The following is a 26,614-nucleotide window of genomic DNA, read 5'->3' as shown; positions in this document are numbered from 1 at the left end:
TATAAACGTATATTATTTTGAATTGATTTTCATTTCTATATATTTTATTTTTGTATATTTATTAATTAAATCCGTTTGATTTTTTTCAAAAATATTTTATCATCTGTATTTCAATATTTAAAAGTATATTGAATACCAATCTCAACTAAATTCATTTAGAATTTCTGATTTAGCTGTTAAAAATTTTCATTTAAAGTTAGCTAAGAGCCAAAAAACCGATGAAATAAATCATCGGTTTTCTATTTGATGCGGATTAGATTAGCTAATTAGAAATTGTTTCACTTAATCTTCTTTCTTCTTGCGAGCTACAAGACCAAATCCACTCAATACTCCGAGAAGTCCAAGTGCTGCAAGGTTAGCATGGTCTTCTGTACCAGTATTTGGCAATTCACGCTTACCTTCAGCTTCTTTCACTGCTGTTGCTTGTACTGGTTGTGCTGGAGTAGCCGGTACTTGAGGTTTAGCTGGCTGTTCAGGCATTGCTGGAGTAGCTGGCTCAACTGGTTGTACTGGTGTTTGAGATTGCACCTTACGGTAAACATTGCGAACATTTCCATTCGCATCTGTTTCTGTACGAACTAACTCATAGCCTTCTAATGATTTACGTGGATGTGAACCATTTTCATCAGGAATAATCAATTCACCATTTTCATCTACAAATGTTGTTAACACTTTTTCTGTAATTGGTGTTGGATTATATGGATTTACTGATGGAGTTGGTGCTGGAGTTGTTACTTTTTCGTAGACATGCTCCACATCACCATTTGGAAGTTTCTTAGTTTCTACGAAACGATAACCTGGGATATCTTTCTTAGGTTGTTCGCCGTCTTCTGTTGGATAGTTTGGAATTTCGTTTCCGTCTTTATCCTTGTAACTTGTCTTAACTTTCTCATAAACGTGTTCTACATCGCCATTTGGAAGTTTCTTAGTCTCTACGAAGCGGTAACCTGGAATATCTTTCTTAGGTTGTTCACCGTCTTCAGTTGTTGTTCCTGGAATTACATTTCCATCTTTATCTTTGAATGTTGTAGTTACTTTTTCGTAAACGTGTTCTGTATCTCCGTCTTCAGTAGTTCTAGTTTCTACAAATTTATAGCCTGGGATATCTTTCTTAGGCGTTGTTCCCTCCTCAGTTGTTGTTCCTTCGATTACGTGTCCTTCTGAATCTACGAATGATGTAGTTACTTTTTCGTAAACATATTCTGTATCTCCATTTGGAAGTTTACGAGTTTCTACTACTTTGTATCCTGGAACTTCTTTTGAAGTTTTTGCTGGAGTTGTTCCTTCTTCTGTTTCTGTTCCTGGAATTGGGTTTCCATTTCTATCTACGTGTTTAGTTGTTACTGGTTCGTAGATGTGTTTCGTATTCCCTTTTTCATCCGTTTCAGTTTTAACAAGTTTGTATCCTGGAATTGCTTCTGATGGTTTTTTACCATCTTTAGATGGGATAAGTTCTGTTTCTGCACCATCTTTTCCTATGACTACAAATTTAGTGTCAGGACGTACAGTTGGTGTGTAAGAAGCTCTAACTGTTCTTCCGTTTTTATCTTTACGAGCTACTTCTACAGGTGTTGCTGTTCCTACGAATCCTTCTTCTGGAGTGAATGTCACTTTACCATTTCCATCGATTGTGTATGTTCCTTCTCCTGGTACTACTACTGGTTCATCAGTCGGTTCTCCAGTTTCTGGATCTACTAATTTAGCTGGAACTTTTGTATCTACATCACCTTTGAATTCTGGAGTATTTGATTGTGGAGTGTTTTTAGCACCTTCTGATACTACATCTTTCGTAGTTGTTTTACCTAATACTGTTGGAGTGTAAGTAGCTGTTACTGGTGTTCCATTCTTATCTACACGTTTCACAGTTACACCTTTCGCTTTTCCTACGAAGTTTGGCTCTGGAGCGAATGTTACTTTACCGTTCGCATCGATTGTGTAAGTTCCTTCTCCTGGTACTTTCTTCTCAGTTGTTCCATCTTCGAATGTTGGAGCTACTTTGTCATCAATCTCTACTATTACAGTTTTACCATTTACTTTAGTGGTTCCTGGTGTAAATACTGGTGTTTCTGATTGAGGTTGACCTTTATCACCGATTGATGTTACATCTTTAGAACTTGGAGTTACTGGTAATACTACTGGAGTGTATTTCGCTGTAACTGGTGTTCCGTTTTTGTCCACACGTTTAACCGTTACTCCGCTAGCTTTACCTGTAAAGGTCTTTTCAGGAGTAAATGTTACAGTTCCGTCTGGAGCTACTGTGTAAGTTCCTTCTCCTGGTACAACTTTTGTAGTTGAACCATCTTCAAATGTAGCTGGTTTAGTATCATCAAGTTCTACAGTTTTTTCTACACCGTTAATGGTTGTTTTACCTGCTTCAAAAACTGGTTTACCTTTTTGAGTTGCACCTTGTACATCAGTAGTTACTTCATCAACTGAAGTTGGGGTTACTGGTTTAACAGTTGGAGTGTATTTTGCAGTTACTTCTGTTCCATTTTTATCCACACGTTTAACAGTTACTCCACTAGCTTTACCTGTGAATTGTAGTTCTGGAGTAAATGTTACTACACCATTTTCATCAACTGTATATGTTCCTTCTCCTGGTACTACTTTTTCTGTTGTTCCATCGTCAAATGTTGGTTTAACAGTTTTGTCGATTTCTACAGTTACTTCTTGACCATTAACTGTTGTTTTACCAGCTGTAAATACTGGAGTTCCAGTTTGTTTAGCACCTTGTACATCTTCAGAGATTACGTCATCTGATGTTGGAGTAACTGGTTTAACAGTTGGTGTGTATTTAGCTGTAGCTGGAGTTCCGTTTGTATCTTTACGTTGAACTTCAACACCTTCAGCTTTACCTGTGAAGTTTGGTTCTGGTTTGAATGTTACTTCACCAGTTTTTGGGTTAATTGTGTAAGTTCCTTCTCCTGGTACTTCTACTGAAGTTTCGTCAGTTGGTTCACCAGTTTCTGGATTGATTAATTTAGCTGGTACTTGAGGATCGATAGGAGTCTTAGTGTTTCCTTCAGTAAATGTTGGAGTTCCACTTTGCTCTTGGCCTTGTGCACCTTCAGAAGTTATTCCTTTAGCAGTTGGGGTAACAGGCGTAATATTTGGAGTGTAAGTAGTTGTTACTGGAGTTCCATTTGTATCTTTTGCTTGAACCGTTACTGGTTGAACTTCTCCTGAGTAAGATTTATCTGTTGGAGTGAATACTGCAACTGGGTCTTTACCAGGCTCTTTTGTTAATGTGTATTCACCAATTACTTTACCATTTGTATCTTTAGCTGGTACTTTTTCAGCTGGTTGACCTTTATCATCTAATAATGTGTAAGTATCTGGGTCGATTCCTACAGTTTCTTCAGTTTTTTCTTTCGTCATTGGGTTTTCAACTTCAACTACCCCACCTTTGAATTTAACAGGTTGGCTTTGAGTTTGACCTTGAATATCTGAAGTTACTGATGGTTCTGCAGTTGGTTTTGTACCGATTACTACGGCTGTGTATTTACCAAGTGCTTGCGTTCCATTTTTGTCCACACGTTTAACAGTTAATTCAGTACCTTTACCAACGAAGCCTTTTTCTGGTTCAAATGTTACAGTTCCGTCTGCAGCTACTGTGTATTTTCCTTCTCCTGGAATTACTTTTTCTGTTGAACCATCTTCAAATGTTGCTGGTTTAGTTTCATCGATTTCAACAGTTTTTTCAATACCGTTAACGATTGCTTTACCACCAACAAAGTTTGGTTTACCACTTTGTACTTTTCCTTGAACACCTGCAGTTAGAACTTCTGTTCCTTCTGGTGTAGCTGGTTTAACTACTGCTGTGTATTCTGCAGTAACTGGAGTTCCATTTTGGTCTTTACGAACAACTGTCATTGTTGTTCCTTTACCATGGAATTGAGGGTCTGGTTTGAATGATACAGTTCCATCTGGAGCTACTGTATAAGTTCCTTCTCCTGGAATAACTTTTTCAGTTTTACCATCTTCGAATGTTGCTGGTACTTTATCATCCATTGGTACTTCTACTTCTTTACCATCAATTGTAGTTTTACCAGGCTTGAATTCTGGTTTACCACTTTGAGGCGCACCTTGAATATCTTCTGTAAATGTATTCACACCTACAGGAGTCACTGGTTTAACAGTTGGTGTATAAGTAGCTGTAGTTGGAGTTCCATTTGCATCTTTTGCTTGAACTGTTGCTGGTACTGGAGTACCTACGAAGTCTTTATTTGGTGTAAATATCACTTTACCTGTTGCTGGATCAATTGTATACGTACCAACTTCTTTTCCGTTAGCGTCTTTTGCTGGAATTGTTGTTGCATCAGTTGGTTGTCCAGTAGCTGGATCGATTAATTTAGCTGGTTGTTCAGCATCAATCTTCATAGGAACTTTATCGTTACCTGGTGTAAATGTTGGAGATCCTTCTTGAGGTTGTCCTTGTACACCTTCAGTAGATTTTGGAGTTCCTGTAGGCTCAACTGGAGTGATGCTTGGAGTGTAAGTTGTTGTTACTGGAGTTCCATTTGTATCTTTGGCTTGAATCGTAACTGGTTCAACTTCACCTGCATATGTTTTATCAGTTGGTGTAAATACCGCAGTTACTTTACCGTCTACAACTTTAAGTGTGTAAGTACCGATAACATCTCCTGCTGGGTTTTTAGCTGGTACTGATTCTACCGGTTGCCCATTTTCATCTAATAATTTGTACGAAGTAGTATCGATTGGCACTTCTTTTTCAATACCGTTAACAGTTGCTTTACCAGGTTTGAATGTAACTTCTTTCGATTGTTCAACACCTTGTACATCAGTTGTTTCTGATGGAGTTGCCGTTGGTGTTACACCTACGATACTTGGAGTGTAAGTTGTATTAACTTTAGTTCCGTTTTCGTCTTCTGCTTGTACTTTAACTGGTTGTACTTTACCTTTGTATTCTTTATTCGTTGGTGTAAATGTTACTTTGTTAGTAGCTGGGTCAATTGTGTATTCACCTACTTTGTTTCCATCTGGATCCAAAGCATCTACTGGAGTACCAGGAGCTACTGGGTTACCTGAAGCATCAAGTAGAACCGCTGAGTTAGCTTTAATTGGTACTGATTTTTTCTCACCTTCTACTGTTGTTTCACCAGGTGCAAATGATACAGTTCCATCTTGTGTTTGTCCTTGGATACCCGAAGATTGAGCTGGAGTTGCACTAGGTGTTACACCTACGATATGTGGAGTATAAGTAGTATTTACTTTAGTTCCGTTTTTATCTTCTGCTTGTACTTTAGCTGGTACAACTTTTCCAGTGTAAGTTTTATCTGTTGGTGTGAATGTTACTTCACCTGTTGCTGGGTTTACTGTGTATTCCCCTACTTTATTTCCTTTTTCATCTAAAGCATCAACTGGGCCATTTGCTTCTGTTCCATCAGCATTTAATAATTTCACAGAATTTTCTTTAATTGGTACTTCTGCATTTCCTTCTGTAAATGTAGGAGTTCCTTTTTGAGTTTCCCCTTGTACTCCTGCTGAGTCTGATGGCTTAGCTGTTGGCGTTACAGCAGTTACTGTTGGAGTGTATTTTGTAGTTGCCGTAGCTGTTACATCTTGTCCGTCTTTATTTTGACCTACTGGTGCTGTTAATCTTACATCAACACCTGTTGCAGTTCCTTTAAATGTTGGAAGTGGTTGGAAAGTTACTTCACCTGTTGTTGGGTTAATTGTATAAGTTCCTTCACTATCTACTGTTACTGTGTCTGCTGGATTTCCAGTTTTTGGATCAATTAGAGTCGCAGGATATTTTTCACTTGGAGTTACTGTTGTAGCAGTTTCAGAATCACCTTCTGTTTTAAATGTTGGTGTTTTCTTCTGTTCTTTACCTTGAATATCTGTTGATGTTTCAGGGGCAGCAGTAATTTCTTTTGGAGTTACTGTTGGAATATAAACAGCATCCATAGTTTTTGTAGCTCCTGCTGAGTGAGTTCCATCATTGATGTTTTCAAGTCCATTTTGTCTTGTTAATGCAGTCCATCCACTTGATTGACCATTTGAGTCTACCGCACGTAGTACGATACCATCAGCTTTACCTACGAAGTTAGCTTCTGGAGTGAAAGTAATCTTATCATCTGTTACTGTATAAGTACCTTGACCTGCTTTAGTGTAATTTTTTGTTAATGTTCCATCTGGATTAACGATCATTACACCTTCAGATTGAACTTTCTTAGTAGTTTCTGCACTAATTACATTACTTTGTTCAGTGTAGTGAATTTTACCGTATGAGTTAAATGTAGTTTTACCATTGTTAGAACCTAAGTCAGATGCATCATCACCTGATGGACGTGTTCTAAACTCGATACCAACTGATTGAGTTTCACCTTGTTTACCAGTAGTTTCTTCTTTATCTCCACGTGGTGGGTGAGCTACTTGAATTTGGTTATCTTCAACTTCCCCAGAGTATGCAATTCCATTTGGTCTTTCTACTTGAGCTTCATCTTTTGCGATACGAACACGGAAGTTCACAACATCTTTGCTAGTGTCGATTACTTGAGTATTCTTAAATGTTAATTCTACAATTTGGTTGTTTCCATTTACTTGTACAACATCGGATTGTTCACCTTCATCAAATTTACCATTTCCGTTGAAGTCGATAAATCCACGCACATAAGCCGGTGCAACTGTATCTGTATACTTGTCATTACCATTTGCTGAAGCGTAAAGTTTTACTTTATAAGTATTATCTGGCCCTTGGATGAATTTAACTTCTGGAGCTCCTGTATCAACGTTTGTGTGTACATGTTCTTCTGAAATTAATTGATCTACACCTTCATCTCCAGTTTCTGTTGCATCATCAGAACCTATTCCACGTACTCTTGTACCTGGTGCAGAGTCAATATCTGCTTTAACTTTACCTAAGAATGGTTGTTGAATTTGTTTAATTGCCTTTGTATCATAATCAATAGATTGAGTTCTTAAGTAGTGTTCAGCCATTCCATAAGATTCTGGAAGATCTCCGAAATCTGAGAACTTAATACCGATCATAGAAGACTGTTGTCCAGAAGACATGATATAAAATCCTACTTCACTTACATTTGCTGTAGATAATACTGGAGTTCCTGCTCCACTATTATTACGATATCCACCGAATACTTGAGAACCAAGACCTGCAGTAGCGGCATCAGGAGTTGCAAATTTTCCACCATTTAAGGCGTTATAGAATTTTTCATCTTGCCATTTAAGGATAGCAGTTTTACCACCATTCATATCTTTAAATTTATCAAGTGGAACATAAGCATTTTTATTTGAACTATAACCAACAATCGCAGCTAAGTCCCATGGAGTACCATTAGTTGTATAAATTTCAGACTCAAGTGTCCCGATATCTTCCCCAGATGTCATAACAATACCAGGTTTTACAGGTTTACCATTATAAGTCGCTGTTACATCGAATTTAACTCCAGCCGCTTGACCATTTTTAGGTTGTCCTGCAGGGTTTGTTCCTGCAATTGTTGTTTTAGCTTTACCAGTTGTCAGACCAGAATTAGCAACGTGAGTATATCTATTTTGAGGATTCGCTCCAAGTCCTGTTGCTCCATTTTCTGGATTAAATTTATTTTCTTTATCCGGTTGATAAGAACTTTCTAAATCAGTTCCAGCTACACGGTTTTTGAATATTTCAGTTGATTCAAATGGTTTCAATTCTTTAACCGTCATTGTAACGACATAACCAGGAATCAATTCTTTTGTATATGTAGAACCAATTTGAAGTTGGTTAGATGCCGTTAGATTTGTCCACGCACTTGTATCTCCAAAGTCTAACCATTGGATTTGATCATTTAAGTCTTTAATTTCTTTTAAGTTATCTTCTTTCGTTTTAACTTTGATATCTGATAATGAAGAATAACCATGATCTTCTAACCATTTTTTACCTGTTTCAGTAGAGGCATCTTTAAGTGCTGTTGTTTGAGCATCTGCCAAGTTTACTGCAAACTTACCATCACGACCGATTCCTGCATTTTTCAATTCATTGTAGACTGCAAGGATTGATTCGTTGAGGCGTTCCAATTGAGCGTCTACTTGCTCTTTTGTGACACTCTTATCAGCAAGAAGAGCCTTAGTTTCAGTAAGAACTACTTGGTTTTTAGCGACTGCTGCTGTAACTGCTGCCTTGTTTTCTTCTTTGACATCTGCCTGAGCAAGCTCAGTTTCAGCCAATTTATTCGTTACTTCAGCTTCTGACGATACTTGTGTCAGAGTTGTTGTAGCTACTGAAAGAGCTTTTTCAACTGGAGTTGCAGTTTTTTCTGCTTCAGCTTTTGCAGCTTCTTTTTCAGCTGCTTGTTTCTTATCAAAACCAGCAATATTTGACTCAGTTACAACTGTGCTCAAAGCTGATACAGTTTCTGCTTGGGTATCTACATCGGCTTGACTAGCATCTGCTTTTGCAAGAGTTGCTTTAGCTGTTTCCAATACTTCCTTAGCTGAGCTTACTACTGTAGCATCTGCATATTTAGCAGTTGAAAGTTTAGACTCTAAAGTAGCAATACTTGCTTCAAGGATAGCCTTGTTTACTTTCTTAGCTTCTTCTACTTTCACTTCAGGTTTCACTTCTGCAACTTTTTCAGTTTCTACTGTTTCAGCTTTAGACTCAGCCTTTTCATTCTCCTTATCATCTTGACTAGGAGCAACTGTTGAAATAGCTATTTCAGCTGATTGCACTTCCGTTGCTGATACCGCACCGTTACCTAGGAACATTAAACCAGCAGCAATAGCTACTGATGCTGCACCAAAGCTGTACTTACGAATACCGTAACGAATGTACTTTTCTGTTCTAAAATCTTTTTGTTGTTTGCCTTGCATGAGACTAACAACCTCCTTCTATATCATTTTTTAATATCTTGAAAATAAAAAATTTCGGCATTTGTAAACATTTGACATAACAATGTTTTATGTGTCGAAAACCTGCACTTAAGATACAAATTAATAATAACACATCTATTTCATAAGTTCAAAGTATTTGACTTATAATTTTCACCAAAATAAATAAATTTTATATTTCAAAGTTACTTTTTGGATTATAATGTTTAATATATGTTTCGTTTTTTATATTTTTAATTTTTATTTTATAAAATATAATGAGGTGTTTTTAGTTTTTATCGAATTTTAATACTTTATTCTTCAGAAAATGTTTGACAAGCACAGAAAAACCAATGATCAAAAATCATTGGTTTCTACTTTACTAAATACTCATTAGAAAAAATCGAATTAATCTTCTTTCTTCTTGCGAGCTACAAGACCAAATCCGCTCAATACTCCGAGAAGTCCAAGTGCTGCAAGGCTAGCATTGTCTTCTGTACCAGTGTTTGGCAATTCACGCTTAGCTTCAGCTTCTTTCGTTGCTGTTGCTTGTACTGGTTGTGCTGGTTGTACTGGAGTAGCCGGTACTTGAGGTTGTGCTGGCTGTTCAGGCATTGCTGGAGTTGCTGGCTCAACTGGTGTTGGAGTTTGAACTTTTCTGAAGATATGTCTGATACTTCCATTTGGATCTGTCACAGTCTTCACATATTCGTAACCTGGAATTGTTCCTGGCACTTTAGAACCTGGTTCAGACGGTTTCACTGGATTACCATTTTCATCTGTCCAAATTGTAATATTTTGATTACCTGGATTTGGTTGAGGAACAGGTGAAGGTGTTGGAGCTGGTGGTGTTACTTTTTCATAAACATGCTCGACATCACCATTCGGAAGTGGTTTTGTTTCTACGAATCTGTAGCCTGGAATATCCTTCTTAGGTTGTTCCCCTTCTTCTGTTGGAGTATTTGGAATTGGATTTCCATCTTTATCCTTGAAGAATGTTTTCACTTTTTCGTAGATATGCTCAGTATCTCCATTTGGAAGTGGTTTTGTTTCTACGAAGCGGTAGCCTGGGATATCTTTCTTAGGTTGTTCTCCTTTTTCAGTTGGAACTTTTGGAATTGGATTTCCATCTTTATCCTTGAAGAATGTTTTCACTTGTTCATAGATATGACGAGTATTTCCATGCTCATCAGTGATTGTTTCTTTATATCTATATCCTGGAATATCTACCTTAGGTTGTTCTCCATCTTTACTTGGGAATCCTGGAATTTCTTTACCATTTTCATCTACATAGTCTGTTCCTGGACGAACTGTTGGAGTGTATTTCGCAGAAATATCTTTTCCTGCTTTATCTTTTCTTACAACAGTCACACCTTCTCCAGTTCCTACGTAATCTGCTTCTGGAGTAAATGTTACTTTACCATCTTTATCGATAGTATAAGTTCCTTCTCCGTCAACAACCATCTTAGTTGAACCATCAGAGAATGTTGGTGGTACATCTAAATCTACGTCTCCTGTGAACTCTGGAGTTTCAGATTGAGGAGTATTCTTAGGTCCTTCTGTAGTTTTGTCTACAGTCGCTGTTACTGGTGTTACTGTTGGAGTGTATTTAGCCGTTACTTCTGTTCCGTTCTTATCTACACGTTGTACAGTTACTCCTGTAGCTGTTCCTAGGAATTCTGGTTCTGGTGTGAATGTTACTTCTCCAGTCTTAGGATTAATTTTGTATGTTCCTTCGCCTTCAACTGTTACAGAATCAACTGGATCACCTGTCTTAGGATCGATTAGTTTCGCTGGTTCGTCAGTATTAATTTCAACAGTTTCTTCTTTTCCATTGATTTTCACTGATCCACCATTGAATACTGGTGTTCCTGTTTGTGGTTGACCTTTAGGTCCTACTGATGTCTTATCTTCTCCAATTGGCGTTACTGGCACTACTTTTGGAGTATACTTAGCTGTTACTGGCGTTCCATTCTTATCTACACGTTGAACTTCTACACCTTCTCCTTTTCCAGTAAATTGTGGTTCTGGTTGGAATTTAACTTTACCATCTTCGATTGTGTATGTTCCTTCTCCAGGAATTACTACTGGTTCATCAGTTGGTTCTCCTGTTTCTGGATCAAGAAGTTTAGGTGCTTTTGTTTCATCAATCTCAACAGTTTTTGGTACACCATTAACCGTTACTGTTCCACCTTTGAATTCTGGTAATCCTGTTTGTGGTTTACCTTGAATATCTTTAGATTTAGCTGGTGTTGCTGTTGGAGTTACACCTTTAACTTTAGGTGTATAGCTTGCTTCTACAGGTGTTCCGTTCGCATCTTTCACTTGAACAGTTACCCCTGTTGCTTGACCAGTAAATTGTGGTTCTGGTGTGAATGTTACTTCTCCAGTCTTAGGATCGATTGTGTATTTTCCTTCATCAGGAATCACTATTGTGGTTTTATCAGTTGGCTTCCCTGTTTCTGGATCGATTAATTTCGCTGGTTGCTCATCAGTAATTGTAATTGCAACATCAGTATTTCCTGGTGTGAATTTTGGTGTTCCATTTTGTTCAGCACCTTGTACATCTTCTGACGTAACGTCTTCTCCTGTTGGTTTAACTGGAGTTACCGTTGGAGTGTATTTAGCTTTTACAGGTGTTCCGTTTGTATCTTCACGTTGAACTTCTACACCTGTAGCTGTTCCTGTAAATTGTGGTTCTGGTTGGAATTTAACTTTACCATCTTCGATTGTGTATGTTCCTTCGCCTTCTACTACAACTTTATCAGTTGGTTGTCCTGTTGTTGGATCAATTAGTTTTGGAGCTTTTGTTTCGTCAATTGGAACAACTTTCTCTTCATCATTAACCGTTACTTTTCCACCTTTGAATTCTGGTAATCCTGTTTGTGCTTTACCTTGAATATCTGTTGTTTCAGCTGGTGTCGCTGTTGGTGTTACAGGTTTAATGTTAGGTGTGTACGTAGTTCTTACTGGAGTTCCGTTTGTATCTTTTGCTTCAATTGTTACTGGTGGAACTGGCCCTACATATGTTTTGTCTTCTGGTGTGTATACTGCAACTGGATCTTTACCAAGTTCTTTCACAAGAGTATACTTACCGATTACTTTATTTGGATCTTTTGGATCTTTTACAACCACTTCATTAGTTGGTTTTCCATCTTCACCTACTAATGTAACTGAACCTGGATTAATCGGTACTGGATCTGATTTAATTGGATTTCCAACTGGATCTTCTAAATCTGCAGTTCCACCTTTGAATGTAATAGGTTGTTTTTGTGTTGCACCTTGTACATCCGTTGATTCAGCTGGCTTAGCTGTTGGTTTAACCCCTACGATTACTGGAGTATAATCAGCTGTTGCCGGTGTATTGTTTTTATCAACACGTTGAACTGTTACTGGTTGTACTGGCCCTACATATGATTTATCTTCTGGTGTGAATTTCACTACTCCTGTAGTCGGATCTAAAGTATATTTACCGATTACATTTCCTTCTGGATCTTTCGCTGGAAGTTCATTTGAAGGAACAGGTTGCTTCGTTTCTGGGTCAAGTAATGTTGCTGGTTTATCGTAATCGATTGGTACTGCTTCATTACCTGGTTTGAAGTAAGGTTTACCATTTTGTTCTTGACCTTGTACTCCTGTAGTCACATTATCGAATCCTTGTGGTACTACTGGTTTAACAATCGGTGTGTATTTCGCAGTAGCTGGTGTTCCATTGGTATCAACACGTTTTACAGTTACACCTCTAGCTACTCCTGTGAAGTCTTTTTCTGGTTGGAAGTGAACTGTTCCATCTGAATCTACTGTGTATGTTCCTTCTCCTGGTACTACTTTTTCAGTTGTTCCATCTTCAAATGTTGCCGGAACTTTATCATCGATTGGGAATTCATCGTCCCCTGGTGTAAAGACTACTTTACTTTGTTGAGGTTTTCCTTGAAGGTTTGTCGTAGTTTTATCTTGTCCTTCTGGTACTACTGGAGTCACAGTTGGAGTATAAGTTGTTTCTACTTTTGTTCCGTTTTTGTCTGCCGCTGTTACTTTAGCTGGGGCTGGTGTTCCAGTAAAGTCTTTATCTGGTTGGAATGTAATTACTCCAGTTTCTGGATCTAAAGTATAAGTACCTACTTCTTTTCCATCTTTAAGAGCTGGCATTGTTGTGACTTCTGCACCTGTTGGATCTACAAGTTTCACTGTAGATTTATCGATTGGCGCTGTTTCGTCACCTTCTTTGAACATTGTAGTAGCATCTTGAGTTTGTGGTTTACCTTGTTTTCCACTTGTTTCTTTTGGTTCTGCAGTTGGTTCTACTGCTTCCACTTCTGGAGTGTAGTCTCCACTAGATGTAACTTCAACTTTATTTCCTTCTGAATCTGTTGCTGTTACAGCTACTTTAACATCTACTCCTTTTGCTTTACCTTTGAAGCTTGGTTCTGGTTGGAATGTTACTACTCCCGTAGCTGGATCAATCGCATATGTTCCTTCGCCTTCTACTACAACTTTACCTTCTTCATTCGCACCTTCTAATGAGTACTTAGCTGTAGACCAGTCTACATTTGTTCCATCTGGAGTGTTAGTTCCTGTGTTTAATTCAGAGAAACGATCTTTTCCTGATTTAGATTCTTGAGGTTGTCCTTGTTTTCCTTTAGTTTCATCGCTTGATGGTTTAACCCCATATACAGTTGGTGTGTAAGTAGTTGAAGATTCTACTACTACTGGTTGCCCATCATCACCTGTTAATGTTACATTCGCTGAAACTGTTAATGGTTTAGCTGTACCGATAAATCCTGGAGCTGGTGTGAAGTTCACTTTACCTGTGTTTTCATCAATTTCATAAGTACCTTCATCAGTAGTTACAGAACTTACTTTTTTACCAGATAATGGGTCAACTAGTTTGTAGTCAGATACTTCTGCATTATTTGGTAAACCAGTCTTGAATCCTGTTTCCATTGAATCAGTTTGTTTTTGTCCTTCTGCTCCAGCAGATTTTTCAGGTTTAGAAACTACAATGTAGTAAGTTGTTTCTGCAACTGCATCTTCTGTAACTTCTCCTGAATCTGTTTTTCCTACTGTTGGAGTTGTTACAACACCATTTGAGTCAACAGATCTTACTGTTACTTTATAACTTCCATATTCACCTAATGTATATGCTGCGATTTCTGGGTTTGCTAAGTTTTTCTCAGCTGCTGTTTTCAATGCTTCACGAGCTGTTTCTACAGCTTTTTCAGCTGCAAGAGCTTCATCACGAGCTGATTTCACTTTTGCTTCTACATCAGGTAATGCTGCTGCCGCTTTATCTAATTCTGCTTTTAGTGATGCTTGTTGTTCTTTTGCCGCATTTAATTTCTTCTCAGCTAAATCTCTCGCTGTTGGTGAAATTGTACGAAGATTTAAATCGTCTAAAGCTTTTTGAGCATCTTCTACAATTCTATCTTGACGGTCTACTAATTCTTGAATTTTCGCTAATTCATTATTTGCTCCTTGAGCGTTCGCAATCGCTTCTGCTGCTGCTTTTGTTTTTTCTGCTGCAGTACGTTGTGCTTGAATATATGCTTTTTCTTCTGCTTCTGCTAAATTAAATTCTTTTTTAGCTCCACTTGGTGAAGTTACTGTCAATTTAGTTTTAATTGTCTCAGATTGAGCATCATCTGACTCATCGTCAATTTTATCTTCAAATGCTACATTTGCTTTTGGTGATTTCAATAAGTCTACAGAATTCCCTTGAGTATCTGAATAACTTGTTGAAGTTCCAGTTGGTTTATCATTTTGAATAGAAGCTACGTCTGTTCCTGTTGCTTCACGGAAAGCTACATATCCTTTAAATCCTGAATCTGTAGAAATCTTCCATCCAGCATTTGATTTTTCAGCAGTAACTGTAGACCCATCAGAAGCAGTCCATGTATTTGTTGCTGAATCATAAGTTACAGTAACCGTAACTCCTTTTGTATCAGCTGTTTGCGCTTTTGGTAATGCAGTAACTGTACGAGTTACATCTCCTACGGCTGTTACTTCACCATTCTTACGAATTTCTGCAACTTTTTCTGTTAAAGTAGCTGCTGAAGATGTTGCATTCCATGTACGAGTGAATTCGTATACAATATAGTCAACACTACCATCTGCTTTTGCATCTGTATAAACACGACGTTCTGTTAATGTTGTAGTTCCATCTCCATTGTCTTTTAAGACATATGCGTCTTCATTTGGAAGCGTATATTTACCAGTTGCACTATTAAATGTAGCTGTATATTCTTTATTATTTGCATCTTTCACTTTCACAACTTCACGTTGTAAGTCTGCACGAACTTTATCAGTTGTTGCTTTCGCTACAATACTATCTACTCCAACATATTGTGTAGAGTCTGAAGTAACAGGAATATTAATTTTAGACGCTGCTGTTGCCGAAGCATCTCCAAGTTGATCTCCTTCTTTTACAGCTGTATTAGTAGTTCCTGCAGCTACAGTCCATTTACCGTCTTTTACAACTAATTTTGTAACTGTTCCATCTGGCATTGTGATTTCTGCTTTATTAGCACCGTTAGAAACAGATACTGGAACTTTTGTTGCATACGCTTCAACATTAGATACAGTAATTTTTGGAGCTACTGCAATCGTAATATTTTCATGAGCTTCTTGACCATACATATTCCAATCCTGATTTTTCGCATTGGTTGTATTATTATAGTCTTTGGCGTAAACATTTGCTGTATAAATTCCAGCTTCTGACGCTGTTCCTGTAATATCTCCAGTTTTTGGATCATAATTTAATCCTGGTACAACATCATTTATCGAAGTTTTACTTCCCGTAAAATTACCATTTAAGGCTGTGTGGGCTGTAACAGTTTGTGGTCCGTTCTGGGTATTTACTTTAGATCCATCAACTGCAGTAAAGGTTGCTCCATTCGTGCCTCCAGGAGCCGTTTTTGAACCGGCAACAACTTTTTCTCCATTACTTCTGTATACATAACCAGTTCTTTCATCACGACTCATTCCATCGTTATCAACATATTTAATATTATGGTTCACTTCATCTCCGATTGTGACCATTGTAGATGTACCTTTAATTAATGGAGCTGTTGAGTCTTGCCATCCAATCCATCCAGCTGTTAAGTCACGGAAAGTAACTTCTTGAGTAGCTCCATCTTTCTCTACAGTTACAATATAGCGCATGTCATATACACCGTTTTGAAGAGTAGATGCTACGTATCCTTCTACAGTATCTGTTTTTTCATTATATCCTGTACCAGGAACTAAGTTACTTAGTTGGATATCTTTAATTTTATATCCCGCAGCTTCTGCTTCTGGTGATAAAGTAAAACGTTTTTTAGCATCAGTAATATACACGTAGTGATTGCCTTGTTCATATGTGTATCCATAAATTTCTGTCGCTAAATATTCATAAGATCCACCCGCACCCCATATTGTATTCCCATTAGTTTTTCCTGTAGCACGAAGTTTCCCTTTCCATAGAGCAGCTTCACGACCAAGTTTCTGAGCTTCTGTTTTTGATAAAGGAATATCAGTACGACCACTTATCCCTGCTTGTCCACTATTAGCCGCAGGCACTTCTGTATTCTCTGATTGATAACCATGAACATAAATTTTGTAATTGTTGTTACCATCTAATACTTTGTAAGATTTACCAGTAGCTCCATTGAATTCGCCATTTTCTTTTCGTAATTCTGTGGAAGCTGCTGTATATCCTTCGTTAGCTGAAAGAGCTACCGCGAACTTACCATCACGGTTAATCCCTGCATTTTTCAACTCGTTGTAGACTGCAAGGATTGATTCGTTAAGGCGTTCCAATTGTGCATCTACTTGCTCTTTTGTGACACTCTTATCAACCAAAAGAGCCTTAGTTTCAGCAAGTACTGTTTGGTTCTTAGCGACTGCCGCTGTAACTGCTGCCTTGTTTTCTTCTTTGACATCAGCCTTAGCAAGTTCAGTCTCAGCTAATTTGTTTGTTACTTCAGCTTCTGACGATACTTGCGTCAGAGTTGTTGTAGCTACTGAAAGAGCTTTTTCAACTGGAGTTGCAGTTTTTTCTGCTTCAGCTTTTGCTGCTTCTTTTTCAGCTGCTTCTTTCTTATCGAAACCAGCAGTATTTGACTCAGTAACTACAGTACTTAATGCTGATACAGTTGCTGCTTGTGCATCTACATCGGCTTGGCTAGCCTCTGCCTTAGCAAGAGCTGCTTTAGCTGTTGCCAATACTTCCTTAGCTGAATTTACTACTGTAGCATCCGCATATTTTGCAGTTGCAAGTTTAGATTCTAAAGTCGCGATACTTGCTTCCAGTATTGCCTTGTTGACTTTTTTAGCCTCTTCTGCTTTCACTTCAGGTTTTACTTCTGCAGTATTCTGATTATCTTTTTTAGCTGAAGTTGCTGCTACTGCAGTTTCCGCACCTTGTACTTCCGTCGCAGATACTGCGCCGTTACCAAGGAACATCAATCCAGCTGCAATAGCTACTGATGCTGCACCGAAACTATACTTACGAATACCGTAACGAATGTACTTTTCCGTTCGAAAATCTTTCTGCTTGTCCTTCATTTTTGACAAATATCCTCCATAAAATAGTCTGATTATTAGCGATATTAATAGCCAAGATGATACATAAAAAGACCCCTTTATATTTTCTAAAATACTTAGAGGACCATCTTTTAGATAGTACCAGCAAACACCATCAATATTCAAAGCCATTTTATCATTTTTAAGTTTTTTTAGCAATAAATATGATAACAAATAAATAATTGTTTAAATTATTACTTATATAGTGACTTTATCTTTATAAAACAAATATTTTTATTGATATTTTATCTTATTTCATACAAATAAAGTCCTTATCCTGATATTGTATAAAACGAAATCTTATTTCTATATTTTATGAGTTATTATATTATTTCATCTGGTAATAATATTTAAATTTACATTATATAAGTATTTATAGCTATATTATATCTATTGTCGATAAAATATAAACTTTATCTTACTTTATATATAATATGGAATTTTAAAATTTAATATATAGATAAAAATAAAAATTCCTCTCTTAAAACTTAAAAGAGGAATTTTTATCATCCACAATTTACATGCATAATTATAATACCATGTTTTCAAATATTTTCCAAGCACTTTTTATTTTGAATCGTCAAATCTCTTATAAATCTTTCGCTTTTTATTTAATTTTTTTAAATCTCATTAAATAATATTTTTATTTGATGAGTTTTTAAACAAATATCCGAATATAACGTACGGTTTTTCACCTTCATCTTTCAATTGAATATTTTATGTTTTCATTTTTTTATAACCTAAATATTATATTTAAGGCCGTTTTATAAGCTTGTGTTAATATTTTTAAGAATCTATACACTTATCTATACATCTACCATTAATACCTCTAGAAAAAAACGTTCGGATTTTATCCCGTAACCTCAACAATTTCAATAATAGAATACAAAACTTTCTCTAAATTTTTCTCATAAGTCATAAAAGAAAAAACGAATGAAGCCACATCGATTCTTTAGAATCAATAACTAAAGACAAAAAAACGAGCACTTTCGCACTCGTTCTCTGATATAAACTACTGATTAAAGTGAGTTTACGTCAACTTTGATACCAACACCTTGAGTAGTTGTGATAGTCAAGTTTGTTACGTAAGTTCCTTTAGCTGTAGCTGGTTTTGCTTTTTGGATTGTTTCGTTGAAAGCTTTGAAGTTTTCAACCAATTTTTCAGCTTCAAATGATACTTTACCGATGATTGCTTGAACGTTACCTGCACGGTCAGCACGGTAAGTGATTTTACCACCTTTAGACTCTTCAACTGCTTTTGCAACATCCATTGTTACAGTACCAGTTTTAGGGTTTGGCATCAAGTTACGTGGTCCAAGGACACGTCCAAGACGTCCAACAAGAGCCATCATGTCAGGTGTAGCAATAACTACGTCGAAGTCCAACCAACCGTCGTTGATTTTAGCAACAAGGTCATCTTCACCAACAAAGTCTGCACCAGCAGCTTTTGCTTCTTCAGCTTTTGCACCACGTGCGAAAACAAGAACGCGTGAAGTTTTACCAGTACCGTTTGGCAATACCATTGCTCCACGGATTTGTTGGTCAGCTTTTTTAACGTCGATGTTCAAGTTGTAAGCAACTTCTACAGTTGCGTCAAATTTTGCAAAGTTAGTTTCTTTTGCAAGTGCTACAGCTTCTTCTACGCTGTATGCTTTTGTGCTGTCGATTTTCTCAAGAGCAGCACGAAGTTGTTTGCTTTTTTTAGCCATTTTCTATTCTCCTTGTAAGTGGTTCAATCGATTTTCATCTCCCACGTCACTTCTCGAAATGATGAAGTCTTGCGGGTTATATTGGGGGTGTTATTGATTAGTCAACAACAGTGAATCCCATAGAACGAGCAGTACCTTCGATCATACGCATTGCAGACTCTACGTTTGCTGCGTTCAAATCTGGCATCTTAGTTTCTGCAATTTCTTGTACTTGCGCACGAGTAACTGTAGCAACTTTAGTTTTGTTAGGTGTACCTGATCCTTTTTCAACACCTGCAGCTTTTTTCAAAAGAACAGCAGCTGGTGGTGTTTTAGTGATGAAAGTAAATGATTTATCTTCGTAAACTGAGATAACAACTGGAATGATCATACCAGCTTGGTCAGCTGTACGAGCGTTGAACTCTTTTGTGAATCCCATGATGTTGATACCAGCTTGACCAAGAGCAGGTCCAACCGGTGGAGCTGGTGTAGCTTTACCAGCAGGGATTTGCAATTTTACAAGTTTTTCGACTTTTTTAGCCATTTTTAAATCCTCCTTTGTGGTTTTGGCGGTAATTAAAGATTTTTACCTCCCACAAGTATGCTTTACACATACTCATCTATTATACACTATTTATCTAGAATTGCAAGAGAAAAGTTTATTTTTAATCGACATAATCTCCGCCTTCAAAGCCGTAGTATTCTTCCAAACTGAGACCACTTGCAGCAATTTCTTTTGCTTCTTTTCCGACATAACGAAGGTGCCATTCTTCAGCCATATAGCCTGTTTCCTTTTCCTTGCCTTTGAGATAACGGACAACAAAACCATAATCAGCCGCATGGTCCAAGAGCCATTGGGCCGCTTTTTCTTCTGTCACCAAATCACCATTTGTCCCAATCACATCAAAGGCTAAACCTGTCTGGTGCTCACTATAGCCAGGTCGGGCAGAGTAACGGTCAGCTGCTGCCTTCCCATCTTGGTTGACATAATCTTGATAGAGCTTGGTCTGAGTTTCATAACTTCTAAAGCCACTGTAATGGTCGCTAATGGGGAAACCTGCCTCTTGCATAGCTTTGATGAGTTTGACCAACTCTGCCTTAGCTGTTGGATTTTCCCCTGGATTATAGTCTTTAGACAATGGATAGTGTTTGTTGGCTACGATGATTTCATCGTATTTCCCTTGAATACTGTAATAGTCTCCTTTGTTAACTACTTCTGCTTTTTTCTGGGCAGCTCCTTGAGACTTACTTCCGACTGTTCCATCAGCTTTGGCTGTTTGTTCTGTTTTAGCTGCGCCATCTTCATTTTTTGCTTTTTCTTGTGAACAAGCTGCTAGACTCAAGGCTAGCAAGGCTGTCAAGACTAGGTATCTTTTTTTCATTTCTACTCCTTTATTTCTAATAGTTTATCTACTTCTAACGATAGACGTTTGACTAATCTTTTAATCTCATCCGGTTTTGCTTGGCAGGTTTCTGCTATCATTTCTTCAAAGGGAACCCACCAGACTGGTCCACGTCCATTGAGACCGTGACCATTCATATCACCTGTTCGTCTAGGAAAAAGATGCCAGTGGAGATGGGCATCACCATTTCCTAGCAGTTCGATATTCATTTTCTCAGCAGTAAAGGTCTTGGCAACTGCCTCTTGCACCAAACTCATTTCCTCTAGAAAACGGAGTCTTGTCTCCTTTTTCAAATGGTGCAATTCGGTGACATGTTCCTTGGCTAGAAAGAGACTATAGCCTGCAAAATACTGGTGGTCTCCAATCACAAGATAGCCTGTTTCCAACTCTTTGACAAAATAGGGATTTTCTCCCTTCTTGATGAGCTCAATTCTCTGGCAAATAAGGCACATATTAGTCTACCAATGCGCTCTTGAGATAGGCATCAACCATACGCTCTGTTGCGACCACCGAGTCAATATGAGTGCGCTCATAAGAATGACTAGACTCGATACCCGCACCAAGCAGAGCATGTTTGACTTCTGCCCCTGCAGACATAGCCGCTGAAGCATCCGAACCATAAAATGGATAGATGTCCAGCTTAAATGGAATGTCTTGCTCTTTCGCCAAAGCAACCAAGTGTTGACGGAAGTCATAGTGATAAGGACCTGAAGCATCCTTGACACAGATGGACACTGTGTACTCATCTGTCTGCTGGTCATCACCCATGGCTCCCATGTCCACAGCCAGATATTCGACTACCTGAGCAGGAATGTTAGAATTAGCCCCATGCCCCACTTCTTCAAAAACAGAAAAAGCAAAATGGGTTGTTACAGGCAATTCAATCTTCTCTTCCTTATAAACACGAAGCAGGTTAAGCAAAATCGCTGCGCTGACCTTATCGTCCAAATGACGAGACTTGATAAAACCTGTCTCTGTCACGACGGTTCGTGGATCAAAGCTGATGAAATCACCAACTTCAATCCCCAAGGCACGAGTTTCTTTTTCATTGGTTACTTTTGCATCCAAACGCACTTCCATATTGTCTTGCGTGCGTTCTGCAGTTCCTGCATCCTTATAAACATGGCAAGAAGTTTGGTGGATAAGGATGGTTCCTGATACCTTTTGACCTGTGCTAGCCACATGAACGGTACAGTTTTCACCTTCAATCATGTTCCAAGGAAAGCCACCGATACGATCCAGTTTGAGACGGCCGTCTGGTTTAACAGCACGGACAATAGCACCCAGCGTATCTACATGGGCAGTCACATAGCGATGCTCTTCATCATTTTGACCTTTGATGGTCACATTGACACCGCCCTTAGCTGTGCGAACCGGCTGGTAACCAAAACCTTCTAGAGTATTGACTAAATAGTCCGAAATCTCCCGAGTGAAGCCCGTTGGCGACGCAATGGCTGTCAGTTCTTTGATATATTCTACTGTTTGATTCATTTCTTCACCTCTTTTGCTACCTATTATAACACATTTATCATCGGATAAAAAAAGAAAATCACTCTTGTAGACTTGACCACAAAAGTGATTTTAGTGATTATTCCATTTCAAAAACATCGCTTTCTTGCTTGTTTGGTAGAACCAATGAGAGCAAGATTCCAACGATAGCTGGTACCAACCATGGGAGAGATGCCTTGGCAAAAGGAAGAGCGTTGACAAGGTTTGCAAGAAACTCAACCTTAAACGAGCTTCCTAATACGCTTGCAATGGCAATAGCTGTAACAACAGCAATTGTCAACTGCATACCTGGTTTTGAAAGAGCCACAAATTTGTTGACAATGACAATCATTACGATAGCAATCGTGATTGGGTACAAGATAACCAGTACAGGGATTGAGTACTTGATAATCGCATCAAGACCCAAGTTGGCAATAGCAAATCCAATCAAGGTAAAGGCTGTCGCATAAACCTTATAGCTGATTTGTGGGAAACGTTCATTAAAGAACTCAGCTGTAGACACAATCAAACCAACCGTTGTTGTGAAGCAGGTTACGGTAACCATGGCTGCAAGGAAGAGTTGGGCTGTTGAGCCAAAGATTTCTTGAGTGGCTTGTGACAAGATGTAAACACCTGGTGTTCCACCCTTCATCGCTTCAGCAGGTACTGGGAAATGATTTCCAAGGAAACCTAAACCGATGTAAAGAGCGCTGAAGGCAAGGGCAACAACGATACCAACCACCCAAATAGTTGAAATGTATTCCTTCTTACTTGAAAATCCAAGTTGTTTCAAGGTTTGAACTGCGATTACACTGAAGGCAACTGAGGCAAGGGCGTCCAAAGTATTATAACCTTCTAAGAATCCTGTACCAAAAGCAGAAGCTTGATAAGCAGCTGAAGCAGCTTGAGGACTTGTTCCACCGTATTTGAAAGCTCCCAGAACAACCAAGATAACAATCAAAATCGCAAAGACTGGCGTTAAAATACGGCCGATACGGTCCAAGATTTTTGATGGATTGAGCGAAATCAAATAGGCTGCCGCAAAGTAAAGCACGGTAAAGACAATCAAGCCAAGCCCTTTATTTGCATCCGACAAAAGGGGGCTAATCCCTACTTCGTAAGCTGTTGTAGCAGTACGTGGGATAGCAAAGAATGGACCAATTGACAAGTAAAGAACTGAGAGGTAAAGAGTCGCAAACCAAGGCGCTATCTTTGTAGAAATCTCGTAGATATATCCTTTAGGATTGAGCGTTCCAATAATAAGAGTCAAGACGGCGATACCGACACCTGAAAAGACAAAACCTGCGATGGCAGGAAGAAAATGTTCTCCAGATAGAGCACCTAGAGAAGGCGGAAAAATCAAGTTCCCCGCACCAAAAAATATTCCAAACAGGAGTAAACCTGTTAAGGCACCTTTTTTAGCCATGAAAATCTCCTTCATATTTATAAAATACTGACCTAGTATATCATGAATAGGAGTATGAAAAAAGCTTCACGAAGTAAATATTGAATGTTTTCAAGATTCTTAAAAATAAGAATTATCTAAAAATAAAATTCTCCTACCGAGATTACACCAAGTAGGAGAAAATTGTAATGTTTAAAGTTCTTCAAAGGCCATCATGCCACCTTGGACATTGATAACCTCATAACCTTGTTCTGATAAGAATTGGCAAGAGCGCGCCGATCTCATTCCAGATTTACAAATAACATAATGTAACTGGTCCTTGTCCAACTGATTATAGCTATCAGCCAATTGACTCAGAGGAAGATTCTGAGCACCTTCTAAATGAAGAGCTTCAAACTCATCCACTTCTCTCACGTCCACTAAAGAAAGTTGGTCGTTTTGGTAAAGCTGGTAAAATGCGTCAAAAGAAATTTCTTTCATTCTTTTTCTCCTAAAATAGTTTTAATTCTTTTTTTCAAATCCGGCACCACTTCTGACTCAAACCAAGGATTTTTAGCCATCCAGATTTGATTTCGCGGTGAGGGATGAACTAGTGGAAAATAGGTTGGCAAGTAGTTCTGGTAGTGTTTTACCCGTTCTGTCACCTTGCCACTGACTTTCTCCTGTAAATAGTAGGCCTGGGCATATTGCCCAATCAAGAGGGTCAATTGAATATCTGGTAATTCTTGCAAGAGCTGTGGATGCCATTTTTCAGCAAAGCCAGTTCTCGGTGGTAAATCACCTGACTTGCCATGCCCTGGAAAGTAGAAATCCATAGGCAGAACAGCAAAATATCCTGAATTGTAAAAGGTATCTTCATCCACACCTAGCCAGTCGCGCAAGCGGTCACCACTCTTATCTTTCCAGTAAAGGCCTGCTTCTTGGGTTTTAAGTCCAGGTGCCTGACCGATGATATTGATGCGAGCAGTCTTTGGCGCTGCAAAGAGAGGCTCAATGCCACGCTCTGTATAGCTGGCATTCTGTGGATCTGACATAATAGCCTGCTTGATTCTTTCAATTTGAGACATCTACTTTCCCTCCAAAAAGAAGTCTAAGCATACAATCTCAGACTTCTATCGTTTTATTTGATCAATTCGTAAATAGCTTCGGCATAGATTGCTGCTGCTCGGAAGAGATCATCCAAGGCGATAAATTCATTGGCTTGGTGCATGGTGTCAATTGAGTCTGGGAACATGGCACCATAGGCAACACCTCGTTCTAGCAAGCGACCAAAGGTTCCACCACCGATGACTTGCTCGTGACCTTTAAGGCCTGTTTGTTTTTCATAAACATTCAACAAGGTTTGCACAAGTGGATCTTCCATTGGCACATAGTGAGGGGTGTGACCGTGCTCAGAAAGGCTAACAGAAGCAACTGGCAAATTTTCAAGGATTGACTTGATTTGTTCTGGACTTGTTCCTTTTGGATAGCGGATGTTAAGGGCAATGGTATTGTCAGCACTTGTTTCATCGAAGCGGAAGACGCCGGCATTCATAGAAAGAGCACCCATCTTTTCATCCACATGAGCAATCTTGAGATTTTCACCCTCATGGTCGTTCAAGAGAATTTTACCAGCGATGTCAAGGTAGTCTTTGGCTGGACCAGCAAAGTCAAACTGACTAAGGAAGAGGGCCAGGTAAGTCGCACCATTGACACCTGAAGCAGGCATAGCACCATGGGCTGATTTACCAATGATCGTCACCTTGTATTGACTAGCTTCTTCTTGAATTTCTCCTCTGAGTTTGTGTTCTGCAACAAAAGTATCTAGTTTACTTTGCAAGTCAGCTAAGTCACCTGAAACAACTGCTGTTGCTGATTCAGGAACCATGTTTTCACGCAAACCACCTGTGAAGCTGTGAAGACGGGCAACACCTGCATTTTCACCTGCAAAGTGGAGGTATTCCGTGATATTTCCTTTTTCACCATTGATGATAGGGAACTCAGCATCTGGAGAGAAACCGAAGTCTGGTTTTGCAAGTCCTACATGCTCGAAGTAGTAGTCCATGTCTGCCCAGCCTGACTCTTCGTCTGTTCCAACGATGAAGCGAACTTTCTTAGAAGTTGGAAGGCCCAATTCTTTGATGATTTTCAAACCATAGTAACAAGCTGTTGTAGGTCCCTTGTCATCCGAAGCCCCACGCGCATAAAGGCGACCGTCTTTGATAGTTGGTGTGTAAGGGTCTGTGTCCCAACCGCTACCAGCTGGCACCACGTCCATGTGGGCAAAGATTCCGAGAACTTCTTCTCCATCACCAAACTCGAAGTGTCCTGCATAGTTGTCAACATTTTTAGTTGGGTAGCCATCGCGGTCTGCGATTTCAAGGAATTTTTCCAAGGCTTTTACCGGCCCAGGTCCAAATGGATGCTCAGCATCAACCTTGCTATCGTCACGTTCTGAGTTGATTTCCAAAAGGCTAAACAAGTCAGCCAAGAGGTCTTCTTTGCGTTTTTCTACTTCTACTGTAAAATCAATTGCTGTCATTTTTTTCTTCTTTCTATCTTTTCTCGATGATTTCATCTACTGGCAAGCGGTAACTTGGTTCCAATTTTTCGTCTGTGTATCCCACTGTAATCAAGAGTTCTGGGCGGAAGCGGTCTTCAATTTCCAAAACCTCATTGACTTTTGATTTGTCAAATCCAAGGATCAAATTTGATCCGATTCCTTGGTCTGTAAGAGCCAGAACCAAGTTCATAGCAACCAAACCTGCATTGAGGGCTAGGTAGTCGCTAACTTGTTGTTCATTGTAACGGGCAAATTCAGCTGGCAAATTTTTCATAAAGTATTGAAGTTGTTCTTCTGAGAAATTGTTAGCACCACCAACTCGGGCAATCTTACGAGCACGTTTGGCAAGGTCTGTATCCGTAAACAGGGCAATGGTTACAGGCGCTGATGATACCTGCTCAAAGTTGGAACCATAAGCCAATTTTGCCAGTTCGGCATTTTTCTCACGTACTACCACAAATTTCCAAGGCTGGCTGTTGTGGGCACTTGGTGCCAAGGTTGCAATTTCGATAGCCGTACGCACATCTTTTGGATCAACTGGCTTATCAGTGAAATGCTTAGTCGCATGACGTTTTTTATTTAATTCAAGAAATTTCATAATCGATTTCCTTTTCTAATTCTACTACTTCCATTCTACCATATTTTGAAAGAGCTTGCAGAGATTTTTCATAGAAAGAAATTGGAACAAGGATAAGCA

The 26,614-nt window shown here is 38.7% G+C and carries 12 protein-coding genes; all 12 read right to left on the bottom strand.

The window, feature by feature from the left end; genetic code table 11:
* Window positions 1-282: 282 nt before the first annotated feature.
* Complete coding sequence (locus tag ADJ60_RS10280) at window positions 283-8,832, bottom strand: GEVED domain-containing protein (RefSeq protein ID WP_049544833.1); 8,550 nt, start codon at window positions 8,830-8,832, stop codon at window positions 283-285.
* A gap of 405 nt (window positions 8,833-9,237) precedes the next feature.
* Window positions 9,238-17,373, bottom strand: coding sequence for a YSIRK-type signal peptide-containing protein (locus ADJ60_RS10275; protein WP_049544832.1), 8,136 nt, complete (start codon window positions 17,371-17,373; stop codon window positions 9,238-9,240).
* 1,037 nt (window positions 17,374-18,410) lie between these two features.
* Window positions 18,411-19,100: a 50S ribosomal protein L1 gene (gene rplA, locus ADJ60_RS10270; RefSeq protein ID WP_001085675.1), complete on the bottom strand. Its 690-nt coding sequence runs from the start codon at window positions 19,098-19,100 to the stop codon at window positions 18,411-18,413.
* 97 nt (window positions 19,101-19,197) lie between these two features.
* Complete coding sequence (rplK, locus tag ADJ60_RS10265) at window positions 19,198-19,623, bottom strand: 50S ribosomal protein L11 (protein WP_001085807.1); 426 nt, start codon at window positions 19,621-19,623, stop codon at window positions 19,198-19,200.
* Window positions 19,624-19,744: 121 nt separating this feature from the next.
* Window positions 19,745-20,461, bottom strand: coding sequence for an LD-carboxypeptidase LdcB/DacB (ldcB, locus tag ADJ60_RS10260; RefSeq protein ID WP_049544831.1), 717 nt, complete (start codon window positions 20,459-20,461; stop codon window positions 19,745-19,747).
* A 2-nt stretch (window positions 20,462-20,463) separates the two neighbouring features.
* A complete protein-coding gene (locus ADJ60_RS10255) occupies window positions 20,464-20,934 on the bottom strand; it encodes an HIT family protein (protein ID WP_049544830.1) in 471 nt (156 codons plus the stop codon).
* Between the two features lies 1 nt (window position 20,935).
* The gene (locus ADJ60_RS10250) at window positions 20,936-21,973 is read right to left on the bottom strand and encodes a M42 family metallopeptidase (RefSeq protein WP_049544829.1); all 1,038 of its coding nucleotides are present in this window, start codon (window positions 21,971-21,973) and stop codon (window positions 20,936-20,938) included.
* Between the two features lie 97 nt (window positions 21,974-22,070).
* Window positions 22,071-23,396 carry a branched-chain amino acid transport system II carrier protein gene (gene brnQ, locus ADJ60_RS10245; protein WP_001074581.1) on the bottom strand — a complete coding sequence of 442 codons (1,326 nt, stop codon included), beginning with the start codon at window positions 23,394-23,396 and terminating at the stop codon, window positions 22,071-22,073.
* Between the two features lie 171 nt (window positions 23,397-23,567).
* On the bottom strand, window positions 23,568-23,855 hold the full coding sequence (locus tag ADJ60_RS10240; RefSeq protein ID WP_049544828.1) for a rhodanese-like domain-containing protein: 288 nt from the start codon (window positions 23,853-23,855) through the stop codon (window positions 23,568-23,570).
* A complete protein-coding gene (locus tag ADJ60_RS10235; RefSeq protein ID WP_049544827.1) occupies window positions 23,852-24,442 on the bottom strand; it encodes a uracil-DNA glycosylase family protein in 591 nt (196 codons plus the stop codon). The genes ADJ60_RS10240 and ADJ60_RS10235 overlap by 4 nt, the downstream gene beginning before the upstream one ends.
* A 53-nt stretch (window positions 24,443-24,495) precedes the next feature.
* Window positions 24,496-25,896: a dipeptidase PepV gene (gene pepV, locus ADJ60_RS10230; RefSeq protein WP_049544826.1), complete on the bottom strand. Its 1,401-nt coding sequence runs from the start codon at window positions 25,894-25,896 to the stop codon at window positions 24,496-24,498.
* A 13-nt stretch (window positions 25,897-25,909) separates the two neighbouring features.
* Window positions 25,910-26,515: a nitroreductase family protein gene (locus tag ADJ60_RS10225; RefSeq protein WP_000670166.1), complete on the bottom strand. Its 606-nt coding sequence runs from the start codon at window positions 26,513-26,515 to the stop codon at window positions 25,910-25,912.
* Window positions 26,516-26,614 lie beyond the last annotated feature (99 nt).

Origin of the sequence: Streptococcus pseudopneumoniae (assembly GCF_001076775.1) — a bacterium.
In the GTDB taxonomy this organism is placed as follows: domain Bacteria; phylum Bacillota; class Bacilli; order Lactobacillales; family Streptococcaceae; genus Streptococcus; species Streptococcus pseudopneumoniae_G.
This window is presented reverse-complemented; position numbering and strand designations above follow the sequence as displayed.